A 24,535-nucleotide genomic window follows, 5' to 3' on the forward strand; every position below is an offset into this window, starting at 1 on the left:
GGGGCGGCGGCAAGTCCGCCAATCATTGGAGGGGAGATCATGACGAAGTTTCGTGATGGCTGGGTGCGCCTGGCGTTGATCCTGTCGCTGCTGCTGCCGGTCTATTTCATCGTCGCCGCCCTGGGCACCAAGTTCGGGCTGTTCAACTGGCGGATCGGCTTTGGCCTGCTGGTCTATGTCCTGGGCAAGTTCGTGCTGTTCGGCGTGCTGGGTTTCGCCCTGATCGCCCTCGTCCTGGCCTTGGTCGTCAGCCCGCGCCGCGGCTGGGGCCGGGCCCTGGTCGCCCTGTTGATCCCGGTCCTGATGGTGGGGTTCGTGGTCGTGGCCGTCGGCAAGGCCAAGGAGGCGCCGCCGATCCACGACATCGCCACCAACATCCAGGACCCGCCCAGCTATTCGCCGGCCGTCTCCGCCGCCCGCGCCGCCATCCCGGGCGCCAGCCCCATCGAGTCGATGACGGCGCCGATGTCCACCCTGGCCGCCTACAAGGGCAAGGCCGACTTCGCCGACAAGACGGTGGGCGCCCTCGGCCAGAAGGCCAATCCCGATCTCGTCCCGCTGACCCTGCCGCTGACGGTCGCCAACGCCACCACCCTGGCCGCCTCGGTCGCCCGCGACCAGGGCCTGAAGGTCAGCAAGAGCGATCCGGCCGCCGGCCGTGTCGAAGCGACGGCCGAGAGCTTCTGGTTCGGGTTCAAGGACGATTTCGTGGTCCGGGTCCGTCCCGGCCCCGACGGCAAGGGCTCGGTGGTGGATGTGCGCTCGACCTCCCGCGTGGGGGTCGGCGACATGGGCGCCAACGCCAAGCGCATCCGGGCCTTCCTGGCGACGGTCAAGGCCAAGGGTCTGGGCTGAGGTGGAGCTGAGCCACGCCGGAACCTACCGCCGCGAGGTGGCCGCCAGCCTGGCGCGGGTGTGGGAGAACGTCTTCGACTGGGAGCATCTGCCCAGCCTGCATGAGGCGAGCTTCCACAGCGTCGGTCTGCTGGAGCACGGCGACTGGGGCTGGCGGGTTCGACTGCTGAATCAGCCGGGTGACCCGGCCAAGGCCCAGGTCCTGGAACTGCGCGCCGACCGCCCGGCCGGTGTCTATGTCGCCGCCACCCTGTCGGGGCCGGGCGCCGGCACGGAAATCCGCACCAGCCTGACCCGGCTGGCGGAGCATCGCACCGGCGTGGCCGTCGAGTTCCACGTGCCCGAGGACCGCCCCGAGCGCCTCGCCGCCATCGGCGCCCGCTATGGCGAAGTCTATGCCCGCCTGTGGGACGAGGACGAGGCGATGATGGTCCATCGCGAGCGGGCCCTGGCCGCGCGCCGCCGGCCCATCGACGCCGGGCCGCTTTCGCTGGGCCCATTCGACGCCGTTCGCGCCGCCCTGCCCATGCCGGTCGAGTTCGGCGCCGCCCGGTTCCGGCTGGTCGAACTGGACGGCGACCTCATCGCCCACGCCGCCGACTGTCCCCATTGGCTGGGCCCGCTGGACGAGGCCGTCGTCGAGGACGGCTGCATCCGCTGCCCCTGGCACGGCTATCGCTTCGACGTCCGCACGGGCGCGAGCGCCGACGGCCGGGGCCTGCGGCTGACGGCGGCGCCGCGCGTTGTCCTTCGGGACGGCGCCGTCTTTCTAGAACCGATAGCCTAGCTGGGCGATCACCGTCCGCCGCGGGAAGGGATGGAAGAGGAAGTAGTCCTCCGCCCCCAGGTTCTCCACGCTCAGGGCCGCTCACCGGTTGACGTCGCGTCCGGGTTTCCAAGCCCGGAGTGGACGGTATGCTGCCCCGTATGAAGACACGTCAGAAGGTCCTCGTCCTCTATCTGGCCAACTCGGCGCTCGACGCGCCGGTCATCGCCTGGGCGGTCTACGACGGCACGGGTCAGACCCTGCACATGGCCGGCGACGACGATACGCCGCCCTACGCCACGGGCCTCGACGCCCTGAAGGACGGCTGGCGGCTGTTCCAGGCCTCGCAGCTGCTGCCCCATGCCCGGGGCGAGGAGCACGACGTGGCCTATCTGAAATACGAGTTCTTCTTCGAACAGCTGGTCGAGGTCGCCCCATGAGCCTGCCCCTGCTCTCCAGCCTGGACATGGCCCGCTTCACGGCGCGGGGCTTCCTGCGCTTCGACGGCGTCGTGCCTGACGCCATCAACCAGGCTTTCCTGGAAGAAGCTGGCAGCTTCGGCGCGCCGGGCGGCCGCATCCGCAAGGTCTATGGCGAGGCCCTGGCCGCCAGTTCCATCCCCGAGGTCCCGGCCGGCACGCCCCTGGCCCAGGCCTATCCGGAGGGCAGCGCCCTGAAGGCGTTGACCGAGCTGCCGCTGTTCCAGGGCGTGGTGCGGAGCCTGCTGGGCGCCGACCCGATCTTCGACCACCACTTCCTGCACGTGACCCTGCCGCCGGCCTACCACCAGGCGGCGGGCGGCGAGGCGGTGTCGCAGCACACCCACCAGGACTCCACGGTCGACCCGCGGCTCTCGTTCGATGTCCAGGTCATGTACTACCCGCACGAGGTGACCCGGCCGATGGGCGGCACCCGCTTCATTCCCGGCACCCATCTGCGCAAGGTCTCGGAGGTGGCGCTGGGCCGCTACCAGAACATCCGCGGCCAGCAGCACATGGTCTGCCCGGCCGGGACCCTGCTCTTCCTGCACCACGGCGTCTGGCACGGCGGCGGGGTCAATCACGCCGACCGCACCCGCTCGATGTTCAAGATACGCATGCGGGCCAGCGGCAGGCAGACCCGCTGCTGGGACACCGCCGACCTCAAGCGCCCCAACGGCCAGCGCCCGATCTACTTCATCAAGGGCGCGCCCGACCCCGACACCGTCGAGGCCATCCTCATGGCCCCCGAGCCCTGGTTCGAGCAGGACACCGGCCGGCTGGAGATGATCAACCGGGTCAAGCTCTGGCGCTACCTGACCGAGGACCCGGACTGGGACGTCGACTACTGGATGACGAGGCTCGAAGGTGTCCATTGAAGGCGTCGACCTTGCCGTCCTGACCGGCTGGATGGATGGCCGGGGTCTGGGCGAGGGGCCCATCGAGAATCCGGTCCGCCTAGCCGGCGGCACCCAGAATATCCTGCTGAAATTCACCCGGGCCGGCCGCAGCTATGTGCTGCGCCGCCCGCCGCCGCACCTGCGCGACAACAGCAACGAGACCATGCGCCGCGAGGCCCGTGTGCTGGGCGCCATCCGCGACACGACCGTGCCGCATCCCCGGCTGATCGCCGCCGAACCCGACGAGACCGTGCTGGGTGCGGCCTTCTACCTGATGGAGCCCATCGACGGCTTCAACCCGACCACCGGCCTTGAGCCGCTGCATGCGGGGTCACCGGACATCCGCCACCGGATGGGGCTGGCCCTGGTCGAGGGCATCGCCGGCCTGGGCGCCCTCGACTACAGGGCGCTGGGCCTGGAGGGGCTGGGCAAGCCCGATAATTATCTGGAACGCCAGGTCGCCCGCTGGAAGGCGCAGCTGGCCTCCTATGGCGAGTTTCCCGACTGGACCGGCCCTGGCGAAATCCCCGGTGTCGAGCGGGTGGCCGCCTGGCTGGAGGCGCACCGGCCCGCCAGCTTCGAGGCCGGGATCATCCACGGCGACTATCACCTGGCCAATGTCATGTACCGCCATGACAGCGGCGAACTGGCGGCCATCGTCGACTGGGAGCTGACCACCATCGGCGATCCGCTGCTGGACCTGGGCTGGCTGCTGGCCACCTGGCCGCTGGGCGACGATCCCGATGCCGGCACGGTCTCCGTCCGCCCCTGGCGCGGCTTCCCGACCGCCACGGAACTGGTCGGCCACTACCGCCCTCGCACCCACCGCGATCTGTCGGCCATCGCGTGGTACGGCGTCCTGGCCTGCTACAAGCTGGGCATCATCCTGGAAGGCAGCCACGCCCGCGCCTCGGCCGGCAAGGCGCCCAAGGAGATCGGCGACCGGTTACACGCCCAGACGGTCAGCCTGTTCGAGCGGGCGTTGGGGTGGATCCGTTAGTCGAGGTCGCTGAACCTCGACTCGAACGTCATCTTGCCCACATGCCTGATCGGCCGGTGGGTCGCCGCCCAGACCTCGCCGCCGCACTGCCCCACCCAGCGTTTGCAGAAGCTGGCGTCCTCGGAGAACTCGCGGCCGTCCTCGGTGATCTTGTTGAAGGCCTGGACCAGGGTCTTGACGCTGTCGTCCAGCACGCTGATGCGGTTGGGAACCACCAGTTCGGGCAGTTTCTCGACCATCGCGTCGATGGCCTTGCGGCTGATCAGGAAGACGCCCGTGCCGCACCACTCCATGCGCTGGAAGCCGCCGATCCGCTCCACCGGTTTAGCGGGGTGGCCGACGAAGCTGGAGGCCTTGGCCACCGCCGCCTCGAACGGCAGATCCCTGGCCGCGTGCAGCGCCTTCAGGTCGATGTTGCGCTTGGGATAGAGGGTTCCGACCACCGGCTTGTTCAGGGCCAGCATCTCGAAGATCAGCTCGGGCTCGAAGCCCATGTCGTCGTCGAGGAAGAGGATGTGCTGGCAGTCGGTCTTATTGAAATACCAGTTGGACAGCATGGCGTTGCGCGACACCACGATGTCCGAATAGCTCAGCTTGGAGAACGAGAAGCTGAGGCCCTGCCGCGCCCCCAGGGTCAGCAGCTTGTAGAGGCTGGCGACGTAATCCCCGCAGAAATTATCCGCGTGGGTGGGGGTGGCGATGTTGATCTTCGGTTTAGCCGGCGGGGCGACCTGGCCGCTGATGACGTTGGCCATCTAATAGATCGTGTAGCCGCCGTCGATCACCATGCTGTCGCCGGTGTGGAAGCGCGAAGCATCCGACGCCAGGTAGACGGCCAGGCCCGAGAAATCCTCCGGATCGCCCCAGCGCCGCATGGGGACGCGGCCGATGACCTGCTCGTTGAACTTGTCCCAGGCCTGGGCCCGGGCGGTCATGTCCGAGCGGATCCAGCCCGGCAGCACCGCATTGGCGCGGATGCCGTAGCGGGCGTACTCCACCGCCAGCCCGCGGATCATCGCCTGCACCCCGGCCTTGGTCGAGGCGTAGGCCTGGTTCTTGGGGGCGCCATGGATGGCCGAAGTCGAGGAGGTGACCAGCAGCGAGCCGCCGGGATCGCCGGCCTTGGCCCGCTCGATCATGTGCTTGGCCGCCTCGCGGAAGGTCCAGAAGACGGAGTCGAGATTGACCGTGGTGACCCGCCGCCAGGCCTCGGTGGTCATCTGGTCGAAGGGCGCTCCGCCGCCGACCCCGGCATTGGCGGCCACGAAGTCCAGCCGGCCGAAGGTCTTCAGCACATGGGCCATTTCGGCGACCACCGCCGCCTCGTCGGCTACATCGACCTGCCGCACCAGCACTTCGCCGCCGTAGGCCTTCAGCGTCTCCTCGGCCTTGGCGTTCTTGGCGGGGTTCTGGCCCCAGATCGCCACCGTGGCCCCGGCCGCGGCCAGGCCCTCGGCCATGCCCAGGCCGATGCCGCCGTTGCCGCCGGTGATCAGCGCCACCTTGCCTGTGAGGTCGAAGGGTTTGAAGGTCATGTCTGTGCTCTCCCTGCGCTCACCCTATAGAGGGCCGGACGGGGGCGCCAAGACCACGCCCTTGGGCGCCGCTGGGTGAACCTGTCATTTAGTCGGTAAAACGCTGGAGGACCGCCCCATGACCTACCCCCTGCCCAACGCCGCCATCGATCTCACCGGCCGCACGGCTCTGGTCACCGGGGCCAGTTCGGGCCTGGGCTGGCGGTTCGCCAAGGTGCTGGCCGCGGCGGGGGCCAGGGTGGCCATCACCGGGCGGCGGGCCGAGCGGCTGGAGATGCTGGCCGGCGAGATCACGGCGGCCGGCGGGACGGCCCTGCCCCTGACCCTCGACGTCACCGACGCCGGCCAGCTTCTGAAGGTGGTGGGCCTGGCCCAGGACGGGCTGGGGGTGGTCGATATCCTGGTCAATAACGCCGGCATCCCGGACGCCCAGCGGGCGCACAAGATGAGCGTGGAGCTGATCGACAAGGTGCTGGACACCAATGTCCGCGCCCCCTGGATCCTGGCCTGCGAGGTCGCCCGCCGGCTGATCGAGGCCAAGCAGCCGGGCCGGATCATCAACATCGCCTCCATGGCCGCCTACAGCTATGGCGGCGGCGGGGCGGCCCTCTATTCGACCAGCAAGGCGGCCGTGGTGCGCATGACCGAGACCCTGGCCGTCGAATGGGCCCGCTACCACATCAACGTCAACGGCATGGCGCCGGGCGCCTTCGCCTCGGAGATGATGGACGGCATGCTCGAACGCGTCGGCGACATCACCAAGGCCTTCCCGCGCGGCCGCATCGGCGACCCGGCCCAGATGGATTCGACCCTGCTCTATCTGGCTTCGCCCGCCTCGGAGTTCGTCTCCGGCACGGTGATCAAGATCGACGACGTGCAGGGCGGGCGGTGACCAGGCCCATCAGGATCGGCGGGGCCGGCGGCTTCCTGGGCGACAGCGCTACCGCCGCGCCGCAGCTGCTGGCGGCGGGGGTCGACTACCTGGTCCTCGACTACCTGGCCGAGGCGACCATGTCGCTGCTGGCCCGGGCTCAGAAGCGCCAGCCGGAGGGCGGCTATGCCCGCGACTTCACCGACTGGGTCTGGAAGGACAACCTGCCGGCCCTGAAGGCCGGCGGGGTGAAGGTCGTCACCAATGCCGGCGGCCTCAACCCGCGCGCCTGCCGGGCGCGGATGGAAGAACTGGCCGCCGAGGCCGGGCTGTCGTTCAGGATCGCCATCGTCGAGGGGGACGACCTGCGCCCCCGCGCCGCCGAATTCGCCGCCGAGCACGAGATGTTCACCGGCGCGGCCGCGCCCGATCCGGCCGACATGCTCAGCATCAACGCCTATCTGGGCGCCAAGCCCATCGCCCAGGCCCTGGCGGCCGGGGCGGACATGGTCATCACCGGGCGGGTGGTGGACTCGGCCCTGGTGCTGGGCCCGCTGGTCCATGAGTTCGGCTGGAGCCTGGACGACTACGACCGCCTGGCCGCCGGCTCGCTCTGCGGCCATGTGCTGGAATGCGGGGCCCAGGCCACGGGCGGTCTGTTCACCGACTGGGAGGACGTGCCGGACTGGGCCCATATCGGCTACCCCATCGCCGAATGCGCGGCCGACGGGACCTTCGTGGTCACCAAGCCGGCCGGCAGTGGCGGCCTGGTCGTTCCCGCCGCCGTGGCCGAGCAGATTCTCTACGAGGTCGGCGATCCGCAGAGCTACGCCCTGCCGGACGTCATCTGCGATTTCACCGGCGTCACCGTCGAGGCGGTCGGCGAGCATCGGGTGAAGGTCGCCGGCGCCAGAGGCCGCGCCCCATCGGGCTCCTACAAGATCTGCCTGACCCACCAGGACGGCTGGCGGCTGATCGCCCTGCAGCCCGTCGTGGGCCGTGACGCGGTGCGCAAGGCCGAGCGCCAGGCCGCCGCCGTGCTTGAACGGGTCGAGGAGCTGCTGCGCGCCCGCCAGCTGCCGCCGTTCCGCGCCGTGCGCATCGAACCGCTTGGGGCGGAATCCAGCTACGGCGCGCAAGGCCGCATGCGCGACACCCGCGAGGTGATCTGCAAGATCGGCGTCGAGCACGACGACCGCGCCGCCATCGACCTGTTGCTGCGCGAACTCGACAGCCCCACCACCTCGATGTCGGTCGGCACGACCGGCTGGTTCGGCGCCCGGCCCACGCCGGCCCCGGTGATGCGGGTGTTCTCGACCCTGATCGAGCGTCAATCCGTGTCCGTTCGGGTCGACCTCGACGGTCAGGTCAGCGACTGTCCGCCCGACACGGTGACCGTCGCGCCGCCGCCGGCTTCGGTCCCAGCCGGCCAGTCGATAGCGCCCGGCGCCGACAGTTTCCCGGTCCCGCTGATCGACCTCGCCTGGGCCCGTTCGGGCGACAAGGGTGACGCCTTCAACATCGGGGTCATCGCCCGCAAGCCGGAATACCTGCCCTACCTGCGCGCCGCCCTGACCGAAGAGGCCCTGCTGGCCTTCTTCGCCCATGAGTTCGAGGGCGCGGCCGTCCCCGGGGTGAAGCGCTATGAGGTCCCAGGCCTGAACGCCCTCAACTTCCACCTGACCCAGTCGCTGGGCGGCGGCCAGATGGCCAGCCTGCGGCTGGATCCCCTGGCCAAGGGCAAGGCGCAGCAACTGCTGGACATGCAGATCCCCGTGCCGGCCGGGCTGTTCGGGGTGGCGCCCTAAAAGTCAAAACCGAACCTTTCGCCCGGTCTCCGCCTCTTAGTCAGCAGGACGAAGGAGAACGACATGGCCGAAGACAACACCCAACGCCTGGATGCGGCCCGCAAGGGCGTGCTCGACCGCATGGAGGCCGGCCGTCGGCTGGTGCGGCTGGCGATCATCGGCGGCGCCATGACCGAAGGGCTGTTGCTGGCCCTGGCCGTCGTGCTGGTGGACTGGCACGACAAGGCCCAGATCCTCAGCTTCGTGCTGGCGACCCTGGGCTACAGCGTCATTGTCTTCGGATTGCTGGCGCTGGCCGGACATGTGACCCGCGCGACCGAGCGGCTGCTGGCAGTGCTGGACGCCGGCCCGCGATGAGCCCACCGGAGGTTTCCAACGCGGCCAGGACGCTGCTGGTCGCCCGCGCCCAGTCCGGCAACCGCGCTGCCCTGGACGAACTTCTGCGGCAGCATCAGCAGGCCCTGTTTCTTCACGCGCGGACGATTACCGGCAACCGCGACGACGCTTTCGACGCGCTGCAGGACGCCCTGCTGCTGATCGCCCGCCGGCTGGGCGGGCTGCGCGATCCGCGCTGGTTCCGCGCCTGGGCTTACCGGATCACCACCCGCGAGGCGGTTCGCCGGCTGAAGGGCGAGCGGCGGCTGCAGATGCTGCGGGAAGACGAGTCCAAGGCCGTGAACATCGCCCCCGACCCTGGCGATGGCCGCCTGGACCAGGCGATGGCCCTGGCGGAGGCGCAGCTGGCGAAGCTGTCCCCGGCCGCCCAGGTGGCCATGCGGCTGCACTATCTGGACTCGCTCAGCTTCGTGGAGATCAGCGAAGCCCTGGAACTGCCGATCGGCACGGTGAAGTCGCGGGTCTCGGACGGACTGCGACAGCTTCGCCTGGCGATGAGCGGGGCGGCGGACCCGGGTTGAGGGCGGGGTGTCCCGTTGGGACAACTGCGCATGGACATCCCCAATCCACATGCCATGCTGCCGGCGCGTCTTCCCGCCAGGGAAGGCGAGCACGAACAGGACATGCGGGCGTCATAGCCGCGGCTGCCAACAGAACTGGATCGTCCGTGACCCACCCCGCCCACCTGCTGTCCGTGGCCACCGCCGCCCCGCCGCACATCCTGGTTCAGACGGATGTCGAGGCCGCCGCCCAGCAGATATTCGGCGCGCGCTACGCCAGTTTCAGCCGCATGGCCAAGGTGTTCGGGACCACGGGCATCCGCAAACGCCACAGCGTGCGGCCCATCGAATGGTTCACGCAAGCGCGCGGCTGGCCCGAGCGGACGGCGGCCTATCTGGAAGGCGCGCTGGGCCTCTTCATCGACTCGTCCCGCGCCGCCCTGGACAAGGCCCGGCTCAAGGCCGACCAGGTCGACATCGTCGTCACCGTCTCCTCCACCGGCATCGCCACCCCCAGCCTGGAGGCCCAGGCCATGGGCGCCATGGGTTTCCGGCCCGACATTCAGCGCGTGCCGGTGTTCGGCCTGGGCTGCGGGGGCGGCACGGCCGGCTTCGCCATCGCCGCCAAGCTGGCGGAGGCCAATCCGGGGGCCGTGGTGCTGCTGGTGGTGGTCGAGCTCTGCACCCTGTCCTTCCGCCTGGACGAGCTGACCAAGGCTAACATGGTCGCCACCGCCCTGTTCGGCGACGGCGGGGCCGCCTGTGTGCTCAGGGCCGGACCCGGCGAGGGCCTGGCCCAGGTGCAGGGCAGCGGCCAGCACACCTGGGCCGACACGCTCGACATCATGGGCTGGCGGGTCGATCCGGAGGGTTTCGGGGTAATCTTCGCCCAGGCCATCCCGCCCTTCGCCGAGGCCAATATGGGCCCGGCCGTGGACGGCATGCTGGGCCGGCTGAACCTGGCCCGCGGCGATATCGACCGCTACATCTGCCATCCCGGCGGGACCAAGGTGCTGACCGCCCTGGAACTGGCGCTGAACATCGAGCAGGGCTCGCTGGACGACGAGCGTGAGGTGCTGGCCGACTACGGCAACATGTCCGCCCCCACCGTGCTGTTCGTGCTGGAGCGGCAGCTGGCCAAGGGGCTGCCCAAACAGTCGGCCCTGCTGGCCCTGGGGCCGGGCTTCAGCGCCAGCTGCGCCGTGCTCAAGGCGGCGGCTTGATCGGGGCGGTCGCCCTGCTGGCCTATATCACCGCCGAGCGGGCGGCCGAGCCGCTGATCGCGGCCCGCAACGACAAGGGCCTGCTGGCGCGGGGCGGGGTGGTACATGCCGAGCCGCTGTTTCCGCTGATCCTGGCCCTGCATGTAGCCTGGCTGGCCGGCCTGTGGTGGCTGGCCTGGGATAGGCCGATGAACCTCGTCTGGCTGGCCGTGTTCGGCGTCCTGCAGGTCCTGCGCTTCTGGGTGATGGCCGCCCTGGGGTCGCGCTGGACCACCCGGATCATCACCGTGCCGGGCGAGACCCTGGTCCGCACCGGGCCCTATCGTTATCTCAGGCATCCCAACTACTGGGTGGTGGTCGGCGAGATCGCCGTCCTGCCGCTGGTCTTCGGCTTGCCGGTCTTCGCGGCGGTGTTTTCGGTGCTGAACGCGGCGGCCCTGATCATCCGCGCCGGCATCGAAGACCGCGCCTTGGCGGACCTGCGATGACCGCCGCCCCCGCCGAGGAAAAGGCCGCCGGTCCGCTCGTCTGGGCCGGGTTCGCCATGATGTGCGTGGGCATGTTCATGGCCATCCTGGACATCCAGGTGGTGGCGACATCGCTCCCCACCATCCAGAGCGCCCTGGGCATCCGTCCCGACCAGATGAGCTGGGTGCAGACCGCCTATCTGATCGCCGAGATCATCGCCATTCCGCTGACCGGCTTTTTGACCCGGGTGCTGACCATGCGCTGGCTGTTCGTCGCAGCCGTCAGCGTCTTCACCCTGGCCTCGATCGGTTGCGCCGCGAGCTCCAGCTTCGAGACCCTGATCGCCTGGCGGGTCTTGCAGGGCTTCAGCGGCGGCACCCTGATCCCGGCGGTGTTCTCGGCGGTCTTCCTGCTGTTTCCGGCCCGCCAGGAGGCCCTGGCCACCACCATCGCCGGTGTCCTCGCCGTTCTGGCGCCTACGGTCGGCCCCATCGCTGGCGGCTGGATCACCAGCACCTACAGCTGGCACTGGCTGTTCCTGATCAATGTCGCGCCGGGCGTCATCTCGGCCGTCGGCGCGGTGGTGCTGCTGCGCAAGGCGCGGCCGGACTGGGGCTCAGCCCGGGCGGTCGACCTGCTGGCGCTGGTGCTGATGGGGCTGGCGCTGTCGAGCCTGGAGATCGCCCTCAAGGAAGCGCCCGGCCGGGGCTGGACCTCGGCCCTGGTGCTGTCGCTGCTGGCGACCGCCGCCGTCTGCGGCGCGACCTTCGCCTGGCGGACGCTGCGGCGCAGCCCGCCGATCGTCGAACTGCGGACCCTGGCCGACCCAAGGTTCGCGGTGGCCTGCCTGCTGAGCTTCGTACTGGGGATCGGCCTGTTCGGCTCGACCTATCTGATGCCGGTCTTCCTGGCCCTCGTGCGCGGCCATTCCGCCGTGGAGATCGGCGCGATCATGCTGGTCACCGGCGTCGCCCAGCTGGCCACCGCGCCGCTGGCGGTGTTCCTGGAGCGGCGGGTCGATGCGCGGCTGCTGGCGGCGGCGGGTTTCGTCCTGTTCGCCATCGGCCTGGCGATGAGCAGCCAGCAGGACGCCGGCACCGACTTCAAGGAGATGTTCTGGCCGCAGATCGTCCGCGGCGTGGCGATCATGTTCTGCCTGCTGCCGCCGACCCGGCTGGCCCTGGGCCACCTGCCGGCCGACCGCATCCCCGACGCCAGCGGCCTCTTCAACCTGATGCGCAACCTCGGCGGGGCCATCGGCATCGCCCTGATCGACACCGTCATCTACAGCCGCGCGCCCGAGCATGGCCGGCTGATCGCCGACCTGCTGCGCAAGGGCGATGTGGCCACGGCCAAGCTGGTCGGCATCCCGCTCGACCTGTTCCAGGCCCAGATCGGCCAGCCGGTCGACGCCGACACAGAGGCGATGGTGCGGCCGATGGTCGAGAGCCTGGCCCTGGCCCAGGCCATCAACGACGCCTGGCTGCTGGTGGCCGCCCTGACCCTGGCGGCGACGCTCGGTCTGATCCTGGTCGCCAGGGGCGCCAGGCCGTCCCTGGATCGTGTGGTCGCCCACCCCTGAGCCAATCGGGCGTCGACCCGGCGGGCAAATCGTGGCTGGCTAGGCCCTAAGGGGCGAGACGATGAAAACGGGCGTTGTTCTGGTCGGGGCGGGCCATGCGCACCTGCTGGCGCTGCGGCAGGCCGACGCCTTTCGCCGGGCCGGAGTCGGGCTGACCCTGATCGCCCCGCCGGTGTTCCGCTATTCGGGCGCCGCCACCGGGGTGCTGAGCGGCGCCCTCGGTCTGGAGGCGATGGAGGTCGACGTGGCCCGCCTCGCCCGGGCGCTGAAGGTCGCTTACCGCCCGGTCGAGGTCACCGCCGTAGACCGGTCCGCCCGGCGGCTGAGCCTGAGCAATGGCTCCAGCCTCGGCTACGACGCCGTCTCCTTCAACATCGGCAGCGGCATCCGCCTGCCGGCCGGGTTCGAGGTCGGGCCGCCGCAGCGGGTCTGGCCGGTCAAGCCGCTGGCCAACCTCATCGCCCTGCACCAGCACCTGCGCGAAGAGATAGCCCGCACCGGCCGCTGTCCGCCCCTGGTCGTGGCCGGCGGCGGGGCGACAGGGCTGGAGGTGGCCGCCGTGCTGGCGGGCCTCATCGCGCGGTTGGGCGCGGCCCCAGACCTGACCCTGGTGCTGCCCGACCCAGGCCTGCCCTGGGCCCCGCCCAAGGCGGCGGCCCGGCTGCGGGACAATCTCACCCGGCGCGGCGTACGGCTGGTCGAGGGACGGGTGGCCGGAGCGGGGGCGGGCCATTGCCGGCTGCAGTCCGGCGAGGCGCTGGCCTGCCACGACCTGGTGCTGGCCACCGGCCTGCAGGCGCCGGGCCTGATGGCCAGCCTGGGCCTGCCGACCGATGCGCGGGGCCGGCTGGTGGTTGGCGCGGACCTGCGCGCGGCCGACGACCCGGCCGTCTTCGCCGCCGGGGACTGCGCAGTCATCGACGGCGAGGCCCGGCCCTTCGCCGGCGTGTTCGGGGTTCGCGCCGCCCCGGTGCTGGCCGCCAACCTGCTGGGCGGGACGAAAACCTACCGTCCGCAGCGGCGCTGGCTGGCCATTCTCGACCTCGGCGACGGCCAGGGTTTCGCCCGGCGGGGCGGCTTCTGGAGCCTCGGAAAAGCCGCCCTGGCCTGGAAACGCGCCCTCGATCGGCGGTTTATCAACAGCATCCGCGCCTTTTCCGCCCGACTGTGATAGAGGCTCGCGTCCATCACGCCCGGCTCCCGTTCGCGCCTGGGCGGCTACAGGATATTCAATGCCCTTTCCCGTCACCCACCCGGCCCTGGCGTCCGCGCTGGCCGCTCAAGGCTATGCCGAGCCGACCCCCGTCCAATCCGCCGTGCTCGAGGCGCCCGAAGGCCGCGACCTGCTGGTCTCGGCCCAGACCGGGTCCGGCAAGACCGTCGCCTTCGGCCTGGCCGCCGCCGGTCCCTTGTTGGGCGAGGCCGAGTATTTCGAGCGCGCGGGCCTGCCGCTCTGCCTCTGCATCGCCCCCACCCGTGAACTGGCCATCCAGGTCAGCCGCGAACTGACCTGGCTCTACGCCAAGGCCGGCGCCCGGGTCGTCACCTGCGTCGGCGGCATGGATGCGCGCCAGGAGCAGCGCGCCCTGGCCAATGGCGCCCACATCGTCGTCGGCACCCCCGGCCGCCTGAAAGACCACCTGGAGCGCGGCAATCTCGACCTGACGGAGGTGCGCGTCGCCGTGCTCGACGAGGCCGACGAGATGCTCGACATGGGCTTCCGCGAAGACCTCGAGGAAATCCTCGACGCCACGCCGACGACCCGCGTGACGCTGCTGTTCTCGGCGACGCTGGCCAAGGACATCGTCACCCTGGCCCGCCGCTATCAGAACGACGCCTTCCGCATCGACACCAGCCGCCGGGAAGAGGCCCACGCCGACATCGAATACAAGGTGGTCCGCGTCGCCCCCAACGAGATCGAGAACGCCGTCGTCAACGTGCTGCGCTACTACGAGGCGCCCGGGGCCCTGGTGTTCTGCGCCACCCGCGAGGCGGTCCGCCACCTCTACGGCGCCCTGCGCGAGCGCGGCTTCTCGGCCGTGACCTTGTCGGGTGAGCTCTCGCAGAAGGACCGGTCCGACGCCCTGCAATCGCTGCGCGACGGCCATGCCCGCATCTGCGTGGCCACCGACGTGGCGGCGCGCGGGCTGGACCTGCCGGATCTGGCCCTGGTCATCCATGCCGAGATTCCGACCAACAAGGCCGGGCTGCTGCACCGCTCCGGCCGCACCGGCCGGGCCGGCCGCAAGGGCGTCTCGGTGCTGATCGCCCCGCACAATAAGCGCCGCAAGGTCGAGATGCTGCTCAACTCGGCCAATATCGAGGCCGAATGGGACGGCGCCCCGACCGCCGACCATATCCGCGCCAAGGACCAGCAGCGGATGCTGGAGGACCCGATCCTCAACGCCGAATCGACGCCGGAAGACCTGGAACTGGCCCGCCGCATCCTGGCCGAACGCAGCCCGGAAGCGGTCGCCGCCGCCCTGATCCGCCTGCACCGCTCGCGCCTGCCCGAGCCGGAAGAGATGTTCGACGCCGTCAGCGAATACCGGCCCGGCCCCAAGACCTATCAGGAGGGCGAACGCGTCCCCTACGACCGCGAGAAGGACGGGGTTGGCGCCAACGCCGCCTGGTTCCGCCTGCCGATCGGCCGCGAGAAGAACGCCGATCCCAAATGGCTGATCCCGCTGATCTGCCGCCTGGGCCATGTGACCAAGAAGGAGATCGGCGCGATCCGCATCTTCCCGCGCGAGACCAAGTTCGAGATCAGCAAGGACGTCGAGGCCCGCTTCCTGGAAGCCATCAAGGCGGCCAGCGCCGAGGGCGACATGCGGATCGAACCGGCCGGCGCCCCGACGCCGCAGGGGTCTCGTCCGTCCGGGCCTCGCCCCGAGCGCGGACCGCGGCCGGAAGGCAAGCTGTACGAGGGCAAGAAGCCTTACGAGGGGAAGAAGCCGTACGAAGGCAAACCTTATGAGGGCAAGAAGCCTTTCGAGGGCAAGAAACCCTATGAAGGGAAGAAGCCCTACGAAGGCGCCAAGCCGTATGAAGGCAAGAAGCCCTACGAGAAGAAGGCTGGCGGGCCTCGCCCGGACAAGCCTCGGGTCGAAGGCGGCTATCGGCCGGAAACCGACAGGACCCCGCCCAAGTTTCGCAAGTCCAAGCCCTAGAGCCGGCTGAGGCGGTCCACCAGGTCGGCCGGGGCGGGTGCGTTGCGGTCCATGACATGGATCGGAACCCCGCCCGCCAGCTTTTCGAGCGCCGCGACGGTGTCGTCCATGGGTGGGGCGTCCAGGCTTTCGCTGAGGACGATGCCGATGGGCTCGCCGCCCGCGGCTCGCAGCGTCACGAGGGCGGTCAGGCTGTGGCTGATCGTTCCCAGGTAGGAGCCGGCGATCAGCAGGGTCGGCGCCGCCAGGGCGACCGCCAGGTCCAGCATGGTCGTCTTGTCGCTGAGCGGCGACATCACCCCGCCGGCCCCTTCGATCAGTAACCGGCCTTTGGCCGCCGCGATCCGAGCGCGGCAATGGGCGATCACCGCCTCGGCGTCGATGGGCCGGCCTTCGAGCCTTGCGGCCAGGGGCGGCGAGAGCGGGGCGGCGAACTGCCAGGGCGAGAGATGGTTCAGCGCCTCGGGCGTGGCCTCGAGGCCGAGCGCTTCGAGCAGCACCGCCGGATCGCTGCCGGCCGGTCGGGCGGCGTCGAAGCCGCTGACCACGGGCTTGGACGCCTCGACGGCCAAGCCGCCCGCCCGCAACGCCCGGATCAGGGCGGCGGTGACATAGGTCTTGCCGACATCGGTGCCGGTTCCGGTGATGAAGATGGCGGGCATCAGGCGGCCAGCAACGGGCGGACGGCTTCGGCGAGGCGCGCCACCTCGGCTTCGCTGTGCAGGGCGCTGAAGGCGATCCGCAGCCGCGCCGTCCCCTCGGCCACGGTCGGGGGGCGGATGGCGACGACCAGCAGGCCCTGCTCGCGCAGCCGGCGCGAGGCTGCCAGGGCGGCGTGCGAGTCGCCGATGATCACCGGGACGATGGGGCTCTGGGCCTGGGGCAGGCCCAGCGCGGCGGTGAACTGCCGGGCGCGGGCCAGCGGCCGGGCGCAGAGGGACGGGTCCTCCGCGATGATGTCCAGGGCCGCGATGGCGGCGGCGGCGCTCGCGGGCGGCAGGCCGGTGGAATAGACGAAGGTGCGGGCGCGCGAACGCATCAGGCCGATCACCGCCCTGGAGGCGCAGAGATAGCCGCCATAGCCGCCGACCGCCTTGGAGAGGGTGCCCATCTGCAGGGGGATGGCTGCGCCGGGGAACAGGGCCGCCGAGCCGTGGCCTTCGGCCAGCACGCCCAGCCCATGGGCGTCGTCGCTGAGCAGCCAGGCGTCATGGGCGGCGCAGATCTCGGCCAGCCGGTCGAGGGGGGCCAGGTCGCCGTCCATCGAGAACACCCCGTCGGTGGCGACCAGCACGCGCCGCACGCTGCCGCGGCGCTCGGTCAGGATGTCGTCCAGGTGCTCGACGTCGTTGTGGCGCAGCCGGGTAGTCTCGGCGCCCGAGAGTTTCGACCCCGCCCACAGACAGGCGTGGGCCAGCTCGTCGATGACGATGAGATCGCCCGGCCCCACCAGGGTCGGGATGATGCCGGCGTTGGCCAGGTAGCCCGAGCCGAACACGCAGGCGTCCTCGGTCCCCTTCCAGGCGGCCAGCCGGGCTTCGAGCTGGCCCATCAGCGGGGTGTCGCCGGTCACCAGCCGCGAGGCGCCCGAGCCTGCGCCATAGGTCTCGACCGCCGCCATGGCCGCCGCCTTGACCCGGGGGTGGTGCGAAAGGCCCAGATAATCGTTGCAGGAAAACGAGAGGAGCCGTTCGCCGCCACGCTCGACCCAGACGCCGTCGGCGCGGTGGGTGGCCTCCAGGCCGCGGCGCTGGCCGCGCGCCTCCAGACCGGCCAGACGCTCGGCCGCGAAACTTTCCAGACTGAGCATGGCCTCTCCGGTGGCGGTGCGGGCGGGGAGGGCATAGCAAGGCGCGGCGGCGCGGTAACCCCCAGGAGTATCGAATGACGGATTGGCTTGAGGCGGGCGCCCGCCATGTCTGGCGGCCTTATTGCCAGATGAAGACGGCGCGGCCGCCGCTGCCGGTGGTCGCCACCCGCGGCTCGCGGCTGATCCTGGCCGACGGGACCGAGCTGGTCGACGGGCTGGCCTCCTGGTGGACCGCCTGTCACGGCTACAATCACCCCCATATCGCCGAGGCGGTTCGCACGCAGCTGGAGCGCATGCCGCACGTGATGTTCGGCGGCCTGGCCCATGAGCCGGCCTATCGCCTGGCGGCCCGGCTGGCCGGCCTGCTGCCCGGCGAGCTCGATCACGTCTTCTTCGCCGAGTCCGGCTCGGTGGCGGTCGAGATCGCCATGAAGATGGCCCTGCAGTACTGGATCAACCGCGGCGTCGCCGGCCGGGGCCGGTTCCTGGCCTTCCTGGGCGGCTATCACGGCGACACCCTGGCCACGATGACGGTCTGCGATCCGGAGGAGGGCATGCACAGCCTGTTCGCCGGCGTCATGCCCAGCCAGTTGATGGCCCGCCTGCCGGTCGACGACGAGAGCTTTTCGGCGCTGGACGCCCAACTGGCCGAGCACGCAGGCGAGATCGCCGCCATCCTGGTCGAGCCCCTGGTGCAGGGCGCCGGCGGCATGCTGTTCCATGACCCGGAGGTATTGCGCCGCCTGCGCTTCCTGGCCGACCGGCACGACGTGCTGCTGATCTTCGACGAGATCTTCACCGGCTTTGGCCGCACCGGCGAGCTGTTCGCCATGCAGGCCGCCGGGACCCCGCCCGACATCGTCACCCTCTCCAAGGCCCTGACCGGCGGGACCCTGCCGCTGTCGGCCGCTGTCGCCAGCCGCAAGGTGTTCGAGGCCTTCTGGTCGGACGATCCCGGCGCGGCCCTGATGCATGGCCCCACCTACATGGCCAACCCCCTGGCCTGCGCGGCGGCCAATGCCTCGCTCGACCTGTTCGAAACGGGCGAGTGGCGGGCCGACGTCGCGCGGGTCTCGGCCGCCCTGGCCGAGGGACTTGAGCCGTGCCGAACCAAGCCCGGCGTGGTCGACGTGCGGGTGCTGGGCGCGATCGGGGTTGTCGAGTTCGAGGGGGCTGTCGAGGTCGGCGCCCTGTGCGCAGCCTTCGCCGATCGCGGAGTCTGGGTCCGGCCGATGGGGCGGGTGGTCTATCTGACCCCGGCCTTCAACACGCCCGACGCCGACCTCGACCGGCTGACCGAGGCCTTCCGGCGGGTGCTCTAGCCCAGCACCTCGCCCAGGGTGGCCGGGGCGGCGGCGGAGCGGGCGGTCAGCCAGCCGTAGAAGGCGATCCAGACGTAGCAGACCACCGGCACGAACAGCGCCAGGCTGAGGCCGACATGGTCGGCCGCATAGCCGGTGGCCAGCGGCACCACCGCCCCCCCGACGATGGCCAGGCACAGGATGCCCGAGCCCTGCGGCGTCTCCTCGCCCAGCTCCTCGATGGCCAGGGTGAAGATGGTCGGGAACATGATCGAGTTGAACAGGCCGACGCTGAGGATGGTCACGGCGGCGACCATGCCGCCGGAAAGGCCCGAGACGGCGGCCAGGGTTCCGGCCCCGATCGCGCAGCCCGCCAGCACCCAGCCGGGCCTCACCCGGCGCAACACCACGAAGCCGATGAACCGGCCGACCATGGCCAGGCCCCAGTAGACGCTGACCAGCGAGCCCGCCGTGGCGATCGGCAGGCCCAGGACCCGCGGTTCCATCAGGTAGTTGGCGATGGCGCTGCCGATCGACACCTCGGCGCCGACATAGGCGAAGATCGACACCGCCCCCAGCGCCAGGCGGGTGTTCCTGAGCAGGCGTAGCGAGGCGCTCATCGGCTGGGCCTTGGCCTCGGGCGCCCAGCGCCGCACGGCCCAGCACAGCACCGCCAGGGCGATCAGGGCCAGGGCGATGCCGAAGAAGGGCAGCTGCAGGCTTTGGGCCTCCTGCTGACGCAGGCTGGCCAGGGCCGTGGCCGACAGGGTGGCCGGATCGGGCAGGGCGACGGAATTCTTCAGGATCAGGGCCGAGCCGAAGATCGGCCCGACCATGGTGGCCACCGAGTTGAAGGCCTGGGCCAGGGTCAGGCGGCTGTGGGACTTGGCCGGATCGCCCAGGCTGGCGGTCATCGGATTGGCGGCCACCTGCACCGTGGTCACCCCGGAGGCCAGGATGAACAGCGCCGCCAGGAACCCAGGATAGGTTCCCAGAATGGCGGCCGGGGTGAACAGCATGCAGCCCACCGCCATGACCAGCAGGCCCAGCACCACGCCGCGCAGATAGCCGATCTTGGTCAGCAGCCAGCCGGCCGGCACCGAGACGATGAAATAGGCCAGGAAGAAGCAGAACTGGGTCAGCATGACCTCGGCGTAGCTCAGCTGGAACATCGCCTTGAGCTTGGGAATTAGGGTGTCGACCAGCACCGTGCAGAAGCCGAAAGCGAAGAACAGCGACATCATCAGGCCGATCAGCTTCTTCTGATGCGCCCCGCCGATCCCGCCCGTCCGCGAACCTGTTGCTGTCTGCACGACGCGTCTCCCTAGGCATCCATCTGACGTGGAATGCCGGGACCCTACGAAATCTGACAGCGCTGTCAACGATGATCTTGCTTCGAAGCTAACGGACCCCACGGATCGGCAGGACGATCAGCCCGCCCACGGCCGCCGAGGCGGCGGCGACCAGGAACAGGGCCCGCAGGTCGGCGCCCAGGGTCTGGACCAGCCAGACGGCCAGCAGAGGGGCCAGGACCTGGGGCAGGGCGTTGGAGAGATTGATCAGGCCCAGGTCCTTGCCCGCGTCGCGCACCGAGGGCAGCACCTGGGTGACCAGGGCCATGTCGACGGCGTAGTAGCAGCCGGCCCCGCAGCCATAGAGCACATAGGCCAGCATGGCGGTGGGCCAGCTGGGGGCCAGGGCGAAGGCGGCTATGCCGGCGGCGATGGCCAGGGCTCCGGCGGCGACGAACACCTTGCGCCGGCCCAGCCGGTCGGAGAACAGCCCGCCCAGCAGCGACAGAATGATGTTGGCCACGGCCGAGACGGCGGTCAGCAGGGCCAGGGCCTGTTCGGGCGGATGGCCCGGCCGCCCCAGGACCGGCCGGTCCTGCAGCAGATAGAGGGTGTAGCCCTGGGCCACCACGAAGGCGAGAATCACCAGGAAGCGGCCCGACCAGGCCAGGGCGAAATCGCGATTGGCCAGCGGGGCGATCGACAGCGAACTCAGCCGCGCCAGCAGGCCGGGGGGATCGGAGCGCGGCTCCGCCGGGCTGTCCTTCAGGGCCAGGGCGAAGGGGATGAGGGTGATGGCCAGCACCAGGCCGATGGCCAGGAAGCGCGCGCCCTCGCCGACGATCAGCCCGCCAATCACCGAGGTGCCGACCAGGGTGCCCAGCGGATAGCCCAGGCTGAACAGGGCCGAGACCAGCCCCTTCTGGGCGTCGGGCACGCGGTCGGCCATCACCGCCAGCAGGGCGGCGAACATGAAGTTGAACCCCAGCTGGAAGACGATCACCGCCGCCACCAGGCTGATGGCGTCCTGGGCCCGATACACCAGCCAATAGGCAACCAGGGTGCCCAGGGCGCCGGCCATCAGCCAGGGCCGACGCCGGCCGAATCGCAAGGTGGTGCGGTCGCTGATCGCCCCGGCCGCCAGATTGGTCAGGGCGGCGATGATCGCCCCCCACAGGCCGACCTGGCTGAGCAGCACCGTCTTGTGGGCCGGATCGATGGCCGCCGCCTTCAGCGGCAGCAGCACCTGGAAAAGCGGCAGGAAGCTGATATAGGCCCCGACCTGGGCCAGGCTGTAGCCGGCGATGAAGGCCGGCCTGACCGGCTGGGTGGGGCGGCTGTCGGCCTCGCTCGTCATGCAGTCCCCCAGGGCCGAGGCGAACGACCGTTTGATGCCTCGCATTTGACTTCGATAGGCTTAGGCTAGCCCGCAGATCAACGAAAGCGCGTTCGAACCCATGGCGTCGGTGACGATCTATGATGTAGCCGCCCGGGCGGATGTCTCGATCAAGACCGTATCGCGGGTCATGAACAGCGAGCCCAACGTCCGCCAGGAGACCCGCGACCGGGTGCTGGCCGCCGCCGAGGCCCTGGGCTACCACCCCAACCTGTCGGCCCGCAGCCTGGCCGGGTCGAAGTCCTTCGTCATCGCCGCCTTCGTCGATGCGGCTCTGACCATGGATCACTGGCGCAGCGAACGGGGGGCCGACTATCTCTCGCGCATCCAACTGGGGGCCACCACCGCCTGCCGCGAGGCCGGCTACCATTTCATGGTCGAGCTGATCGACCACGCCACCCCCCGGGTCCGCCAGGAGGTCGGCAACCTGCTGGCCGCCCTGCACCCCGACGGGGTCCTGCTGACGCCGCCCAGCGCCGATGACGTCGTGGTCCTGGAGCTGCTGGCCTCGACCGGCACGCCCTTCGTGCGGCTGGGACCGGAAAACGCGGCCGGCGGCGGCCTGCGTTTTCCGACCGATGACCGGGCGGCGGCCGGCAAGATGACCGAGCACCTGGTCGGGCTGGGCCACAAGAAGATCGCCATCATCCTGGGCGAGCCCCGCTACGCCGCCAGCCGGGCCCGGCGCGAGGGCTTCCTGGCGGCCATGGCCGAGCATGGCCTCAGCGTGCCGGAGACCTGGATCCAGCAGGGCGACTTCACCTTCTCCTCCGGCGTCGAGGCGGCCGAGGCGCTGCTGAGCCTGGCCGATCGTCCGACCGCCATCTTCGCCAGCAATGACGACATGGCCCTGGGGGCCATGGCCGCCATCGCCGAGGCAGGGCTTTCGACGCCCGAGGACATTTCGGTGGCCGGCTTCGACGACAGCTCGGGCGGACGGTTCAGCCGCCCGCAGCTGACCACCATGCGCCAGCCCCTGGTGGAGATGGCCGCCTTCGCCGCCAAGAGCCTGATCGAGGGCGCGGTGCCGGTCGACTGCGACCAGGACGTGGACGCCGATCATCTGCCGGCCTCGGACCTGGTGGTGCGGCGCTCCACGGCGCCGCCGCGGGCCTGATCAGGCCTCCAGCGCCACCGGCTCCAGCGCCGCCTGGGCCGCGCCCAGCAGGGCCGCATAGGGATGCAGGATGACCTGGGTGGCGATGGCGGCGACGTAGGACTTCATGCGCCCCTTGGCCTCGAACCGGGCGCGGAAGCCGCCACTCCGCAGGCGATCCAGGATGCGCGGGGCGATGCCGCCGCCCAGATAGACCCCGCCCGTGGCGCCGAAAGTCAGGGCCAGATCGCCGGCCGCCGTCCCGTAGATGCCGCAGAACCGGTCCAGGGCCTGGACGCACAGCGGATCGCCTCCGGGGCCGGCCCGCTCGACGATCTGCTCGGGATCGAGATGGGGGACATCGACGCCGGCGATCCGGCCCAGGGCCCAGCGCAGGTTGACCAGGCCCGGCCCCGACAGCACCCGCTCGAGCGACACCCGGCCGAACCGGCCGCTCAGATGCCGCAGGATGTCCATCTCGACCTCGTCGGCGGGGGCGAAGGTGGCATGGCCGCCCTCGGTGGTCAGCACCGTGTCGCGCCGTCCCTCGCGAACCACCGCCGCGACGCCCAGGCCAGTGCCCGCGCCCATGAGGGCGGCCGCACCGCCGGCGCGGGGTCGGGCCTCGCCGATGGCCCCCAGGTCGTCTGGCCCCAGCCGGCGCAGCGACAGGGCCAGGGCCTCGTAGTCGTTGAGCAGCCGCGCCGCCGCGAACCCGCCGGCCATCAGGCCTGTTTCGCTCATCCGCCAGGCGCCGTTGGTCAGCTCGGCCCGGCCGTCGATCACCGGCCCGGCCACCGCCACCACCGCCGAGGCCGGCCGCCCGCCCGCCGGCAGATAGTAGGCGATGGCCGCCTCCAGGCTCGGAAAGTCCTCGCAGCGGAAACTGCGCGGCCGGGTCAGGCGGGGATCAGGACCGGCCTGGTCTATCAGGGCGAAGCGCACATTGGTGCCGCCCACGTCGCCCACCAGCCGAAGGGAGGCCTGTTTCACGGGATTTCCTCCGCCCTGCGCCGGTCCGGGTTCGGCCGTTGGCCGGTTCTAGGGTCGGCAAGACAGCGCTGTCAATTGCTCTCAACCGCCCCGGACCGCCGAGGACTGCCGCACGACGATCTCGAAATCGAGCTGCCGCCCGCGCGCCGCGTCGCGGTCGGGGGGGGCGCCGGTCAGCAGGGCGGCGGCCACCTGGGCCATCTGGGCCACCGGCTGGCGGACCGTGGTCAGTTGCGGCCAGACCACCTGGGCGCCGGGGGAATCGTCGAAGCCGGCCAGGCTCAACGTCCCGGGGATATCGATATGCAGCCGGTTGGCCACGGCCATGACCCCCAGGGCCATGTCGTCATTGCCGGCGAAGATGGCGGTGGGCCGGTCGGCGCTGTCCAGCAGCTGCTCGGCGCATTCCCAGCCCGAAAGGAAGGAGAAGGCCCCCTGGCGCACCCGCTCCGGCCGGACCGGCAGGCCTGCGTCGCGCATCGCCTGTTCGAAGCCCTCGCGCCGGTTGGCCGCCGCCCGGTGGTCGGCCGGGCCGGTGATGAAGGCGATGTCGCGATGGCCCAGGCCCTGCAGGTGGACGGTCATCTCATAGGCGGCGCGGCGGTCGTCCATGTAGACGAAGGGGCTGCGGCCCAGGTCGATGGTCGGGGCGATCCGCACGCAGGGCACGCCCTCGCCGGCCAGGGCGTCCAGCAGCTCGGTCCGGTCGCAGAGCGGCGGGGTCAGGATGACCCCGTCCATGCGGACCGCCGAGAGCAGGGCCGCCACCCGCTCGCGCAGGGCCGCGCCGGTCTCTGGAAGCTGCTCGACGAGGAGGAAATAGCCGGCGTCCCGGCAGGCGCTCATCGCCCCCTGCTCGATCTGGCTGTTATAGCCGGGGCTGGGGTTGTCGAAGAACAGCCCGACCAGATAGGAGCGCGACCCGGCCAGGGCGCGGGCCGAGGCGTTGGGCCGGTAGTTAAGCAGATCCACCGCCGCCAGCACCCGATCGCGGGTGGCTGGGCGGACATGCGGCTCGCGGTTCAGCACCCGCGACACGGTCTTGATGGAGACGCCCGCCCGCGCGGCGACGTCGTCGATGGTGATCGCAGCCAA

24 protein-coding genes are annotated in these 24,535 nt (G+C 70.6%); 16 read left to right on the forward strand and 8 right to left on the reverse strand.

The window, feature by feature from the left end; translation table 11 throughout:
* Positions 1–39: 39 nt before the first annotated feature.
* The 5 genes from QO010_RS10425 (at position 40) to QO010_RS10445 (ending at position 3,999) form a co-directional block, all read left to right on the forward strand.
* Entirely contained in the window at positions 40–855 is an 816-nt protein-coding gene (locus tag QO010_RS10425; protein WP_307348890.1) for a DUF1499 domain-containing protein, read from the forward strand.
* 1 nt (position 856) lies between these two features.
* Entirely contained in the window at positions 857–1,642 is a 786-nt protein-coding gene (locus tag QO010_RS10430) for a Rieske (2Fe-2S) protein (RefSeq protein WP_307348891.1), read from the forward strand.
* A gap of 128 nt (positions 1,643–1,770) precedes the next feature.
* Complete coding sequence (locus QO010_RS10435) at positions 1,771–2,061, forward strand: hypothetical protein (RefSeq protein ID WP_307348892.1); 291 nt, start codon at positions 1,771–1,773, stop codon at positions 2,059–2,061.
* Entirely contained in the window at positions 2,058–2,978 is a 921-nt protein-coding gene (locus QO010_RS10440) for a phytanoyl-CoA dioxygenase family protein (protein ID WP_307348893.1), read from the forward strand. The genes QO010_RS10435 and QO010_RS10440 overlap by 4 nt, the downstream gene beginning before the upstream one ends.
* Entirely contained in the window at positions 2,968–3,999 is a 1,032-nt protein-coding gene (locus QO010_RS10445; protein WP_307348895.1) for a phosphotransferase family protein, read from the forward strand. The genes QO010_RS10440 and QO010_RS10445 overlap by 11 nt, the downstream gene beginning before the upstream one ends.
* On the opposite strand, the gene QO010_RS10450 is transcribed toward QO010_RS10445, so the two are convergent.
* Both QO010_RS10450 and QO010_RS10455 read right to left on the reverse strand, forming a co-directional pair.
* Positions 3,996–4,754: a hypothetical protein gene (locus QO010_RS10450; RefSeq protein WP_307348896.1), complete on the reverse strand. Its 759-nt coding sequence runs from the start codon at positions 4,752–4,754 to the stop codon at positions 3,996–3,998. The genes QO010_RS10445 and QO010_RS10450 overlap by 4 nt on opposite strands.
* Positions 4,755–5,534: an SDR family NAD(P)-dependent oxidoreductase gene (locus tag QO010_RS10455; protein WP_307348897.1), complete on the reverse strand. Its 780-nt coding sequence runs from the start codon at positions 5,532–5,534 to the stop codon at positions 4,755–4,757.
* A gap of 118 nt (positions 5,535–5,652) precedes the next feature.
* Between QO010_RS10455 and QO010_RS10460 the strand changes: the two genes are divergently transcribed.
* From QO010_RS10460 to QO010_RS10500, 9 genes are all read left to right on the forward strand, one after another.
* Positions 5,653–6,426 (forward strand): SDR family NAD(P)-dependent oxidoreductase, encoded by a 774-nt coding sequence (locus tag QO010_RS10460; RefSeq protein WP_307348898.1) that lies wholly within the window; start codon positions 5,653–5,655, stop codon positions 6,424–6,426.
* Positions 6,423–8,213, forward strand: a complete 1,791-nt coding sequence (locus QO010_RS10465; RefSeq protein WP_307348899.1) for an acyclic terpene utilization AtuA family protein — start codon at positions 6,423–6,425, stop codon at positions 8,211–8,213. Before QO010_RS10460 ends, QO010_RS10465 begins: the two co-directional genes overlap by 4 nt.
* Before the next feature lie 63 nt (positions 8,214–8,276).
* Positions 8,277–8,570 carry a hypothetical protein gene (locus tag QO010_RS10470; RefSeq protein WP_307348900.1) on the forward strand — a complete coding sequence of 98 codons (294 nt, stop codon included), beginning with the start codon at positions 8,277–8,279 and terminating at the stop codon, positions 8,568–8,570.
* Complete coding sequence (locus QO010_RS10475; RefSeq protein ID WP_307348901.1) at positions 8,567–9,130, forward strand: RNA polymerase sigma factor; 564 nt, start codon at positions 8,567–8,569, stop codon at positions 9,128–9,130. The genes QO010_RS10470 and QO010_RS10475 overlap by 4 nt, the downstream gene beginning before the upstream one ends.
* Positions 9,131–9,276: 146 nt before the next feature.
* Entirely contained in the window at positions 9,277–10,332 is a 1,056-nt protein-coding gene (locus tag QO010_RS10480) for a type III polyketide synthase (protein WP_307348902.1), read from the forward strand.
* Entirely contained in the window at positions 10,329–10,820 is a 492-nt protein-coding gene (locus QO010_RS10485) for an isoprenylcysteine carboxyl methyltransferase family protein (RefSeq protein WP_307348903.1), read from the forward strand. The genes QO010_RS10480 and QO010_RS10485 overlap by 4 nt, the downstream gene beginning before the upstream one ends.
* A complete protein-coding gene (locus tag QO010_RS10490) occupies positions 10,817–12,382 on the forward strand; it encodes a DHA2 family efflux MFS transporter permease subunit (RefSeq protein ID WP_307348904.1) in 1,566 nt (521 codons plus the stop codon). Before QO010_RS10485 ends, QO010_RS10490 begins: the two co-directional genes overlap by 4 nt.
* Positions 12,383–12,443: 61 nt before the next feature.
* On the forward strand, positions 12,444–13,553 hold the full coding sequence (locus QO010_RS10495; RefSeq protein ID WP_307348905.1) for an FAD-dependent oxidoreductase: 1,110 nt from the start codon (positions 12,444–12,446) through the stop codon (positions 13,551–13,553).
* A 61-nt stretch (positions 13,554–13,614) separates the two neighbouring features.
* On the forward strand, positions 13,615–15,552 hold the full coding sequence (locus QO010_RS10500) for a DEAD/DEAH box helicase (RefSeq protein ID WP_307348906.1): 1,938 nt from the start codon (positions 13,615–13,617) through the stop codon (positions 15,550–15,552).
* Here QO010_RS10500 and bioD read toward each other — a convergent pair.
* Together bioD and bioF are read right to left on the reverse strand one after the other, a co-directional pair.
* Positions 15,549–16,214 carry a dethiobiotin synthase gene (gene bioD, locus QO010_RS10505; protein WP_307348907.1) on the reverse strand — a complete coding sequence of 222 codons (666 nt, stop codon included), beginning with the start codon at positions 16,212–16,214 and terminating at the stop codon, positions 15,549–15,551. The two genes, QO010_RS10500 and bioD, sit on opposite strands and share 4 nt — an antisense overlap.
* Positions 16,214–17,362 carry an 8-amino-7-oxononanoate synthase gene (gene bioF / locus QO010_RS10510; protein ID WP_307348908.1) on the reverse strand — a complete coding sequence of 383 codons (1,149 nt, stop codon included), beginning with the start codon at positions 17,360–17,362 and terminating at the stop codon, positions 16,214–16,216. Before bioF ends, bioD begins: the two co-directional genes overlap by 1 nt.
* Positions 17,363–17,436: 74 nt before the next feature.
* Here bioF and QO010_RS10515 point away from each other — a divergent pair, with 74 nt between their 5' ends.
* Positions 17,437–18,684, forward strand: a complete 1,248-nt coding sequence (locus QO010_RS10515; RefSeq protein ID WP_307348911.1) for an adenosylmethionine--8-amino-7-oxononanoate transaminase — start codon at positions 17,437–17,439, stop codon at positions 18,682–18,684.
* Here the strand turns inward: QO010_RS10515 and QO010_RS10520 are convergent.
* Entirely contained in the window at positions 18,681–19,976 is a 1,296-nt protein-coding gene (locus tag QO010_RS10520; RefSeq protein ID WP_307348912.1) for a sugar MFS transporter, read from the reverse strand. The genes QO010_RS10515 and QO010_RS10520 overlap by 4 nt on opposite strands.
* Positions 19,977–20,064: 88 nt before the next feature.
* Complete coding sequence (locus QO010_RS10525; protein ID WP_307348913.1) at positions 20,065–21,357, reverse strand: MFS transporter; 1,293 nt, start codon at positions 21,355–21,357, stop codon at positions 20,065–20,067.
* A 55-nt stretch (positions 21,358–21,412) separates the two neighbouring features.
* Here QO010_RS10525 and QO010_RS10530 point away from each other — a divergent pair, with 55 nt between their 5' ends.
* Positions 21,413–22,468 (forward strand): LacI family DNA-binding transcriptional regulator, encoded by a 1,056-nt coding sequence (locus QO010_RS10530; RefSeq protein WP_307348914.1) that lies wholly within the window; start codon positions 21,413–21,415, stop codon positions 22,466–22,468.
* On the opposite strand, the gene glk is transcribed toward QO010_RS10530, so the two are convergent.
* Complete coding sequence (glk, locus tag QO010_RS10535) at positions 22,469–23,440, reverse strand: glucokinase (RefSeq protein ID WP_307348916.1); 972 nt, start codon at positions 23,438–23,440, stop codon at positions 22,469–22,471. It abuts the gene before it with no gap.
* Between the two features lie 81 nt (positions 23,441–23,521).
* Entirely contained in the window at positions 23,522–24,535 is a 1,014-nt protein-coding gene (locus QO010_RS10540) for a LacI family DNA-binding transcriptional regulator (protein ID WP_307348918.1), read from the reverse strand.

The sequence above is a fragment of the Caulobacter ginsengisoli genome, from assembly GCF_030814835.1.
In the GTDB taxonomy this organism is placed as follows: domain Bacteria; phylum Pseudomonadota; class Alphaproteobacteria; order Caulobacterales; family Caulobacteraceae; genus Caulobacter; species Caulobacter ginsengisoli.

Coding starts and splice junctions, on each gene's coding strand:
- QO010_RS10440 (WP_307348893.1), top strand. CDS start 2,058: ATGAGCCTGCCCCTGCTCTCCAGCCTGGACATGGCCCGCTTCACGGCG.
- QO010_RS10490 (WP_307348904.1), top strand. CDS start 10,817: ATGACCGCCGCCCCCGCCGAGGAAAAGGCCGCCGGTCCGCTCGTCTGG.
- QO010_RS10455 (WP_307348897.1), bottom strand. CDS start 5,534: ATGACCTTCAAACCCTTCGACCTCACAGGCAAGGTGGCGCTGATCACC.
- bioD (WP_307348907.1), bottom strand. CDS start 16,214: ATGCCCGCCATCTTCATCACCGGAACCGGCACCGATGTCGGCAAGACC.
- QO010_RS10515 (WP_307348911.1), top strand. CDS start 17,437: ATGACGGATTGGCTTGAGGCGGGCGCCCGCCATGTCTGGCGGCCTTAT.
- QO010_RS10450 (WP_307348896.1), bottom strand. CDS start 4,754: ATGGCCAACGTCATCAGCGGCCAGGTCGCCCCGCCGGCTAAACCGAAG.
- QO010_RS10500 (WP_307348906.1), top strand. CDS start 13,615: ATGCCCTTTCCCGTCACCCACCCGGCCCTGGCGTCCGCGCTGGCCGCT.
- QO010_RS10435 (WP_307348892.1), top strand. CDS start 1,771: ATGCTGCCCCGTATGAAGACACGTCAGAAGGTCCTCGTCCTCTATCTG.
- QO010_RS10425 (WP_307348890.1), top strand. CDS start 40: ATGACGAAGTTTCGTGATGGCTGGGTGCGCCTGGCGTTGATCCTGTCG.
- QO010_RS10530 (WP_307348914.1), top strand. CDS start 21,413: ATGGCGTCGGTGACGATCTATGATGTAGCCGCCCGGGCGGATGTCTCG.
- QO010_RS10470 (WP_307348900.1), top strand. CDS start 8,277: ATGGCCGAAGACAACACCCAACGCCTGGATGCGGCCCGCAAGGGCGTG.
- bioF (WP_307348908.1), bottom strand. CDS start 17,362: ATGCTCAGTCTGGAAAGTTTCGCGGCCGAGCGTCTGGCCGGTCTGGAG.
- QO010_RS10460 (WP_307348898.1), top strand. CDS start 5,653: ATGACCTACCCCCTGCCCAACGCCGCCATCGATCTCACCGGCCGCACG.
- QO010_RS10525 (WP_307348913.1), bottom strand. CDS start 21,357: ATGCGAGGCATCAAACGGTCGTTCGCCTCGGCCCTGGGGGACTGCATG.
- QO010_RS10495 (WP_307348905.1), top strand. CDS start 12,444: ATGAAAACGGGCGTTGTTCTGGTCGGGGCGGGCCATGCGCACCTGCTG.
- QO010_RS10475 (WP_307348901.1), top strand. CDS start 8,567: ATGAGCCCACCGGAGGTTTCCAACGCGGCCAGGACGCTGCTGGTCGCC.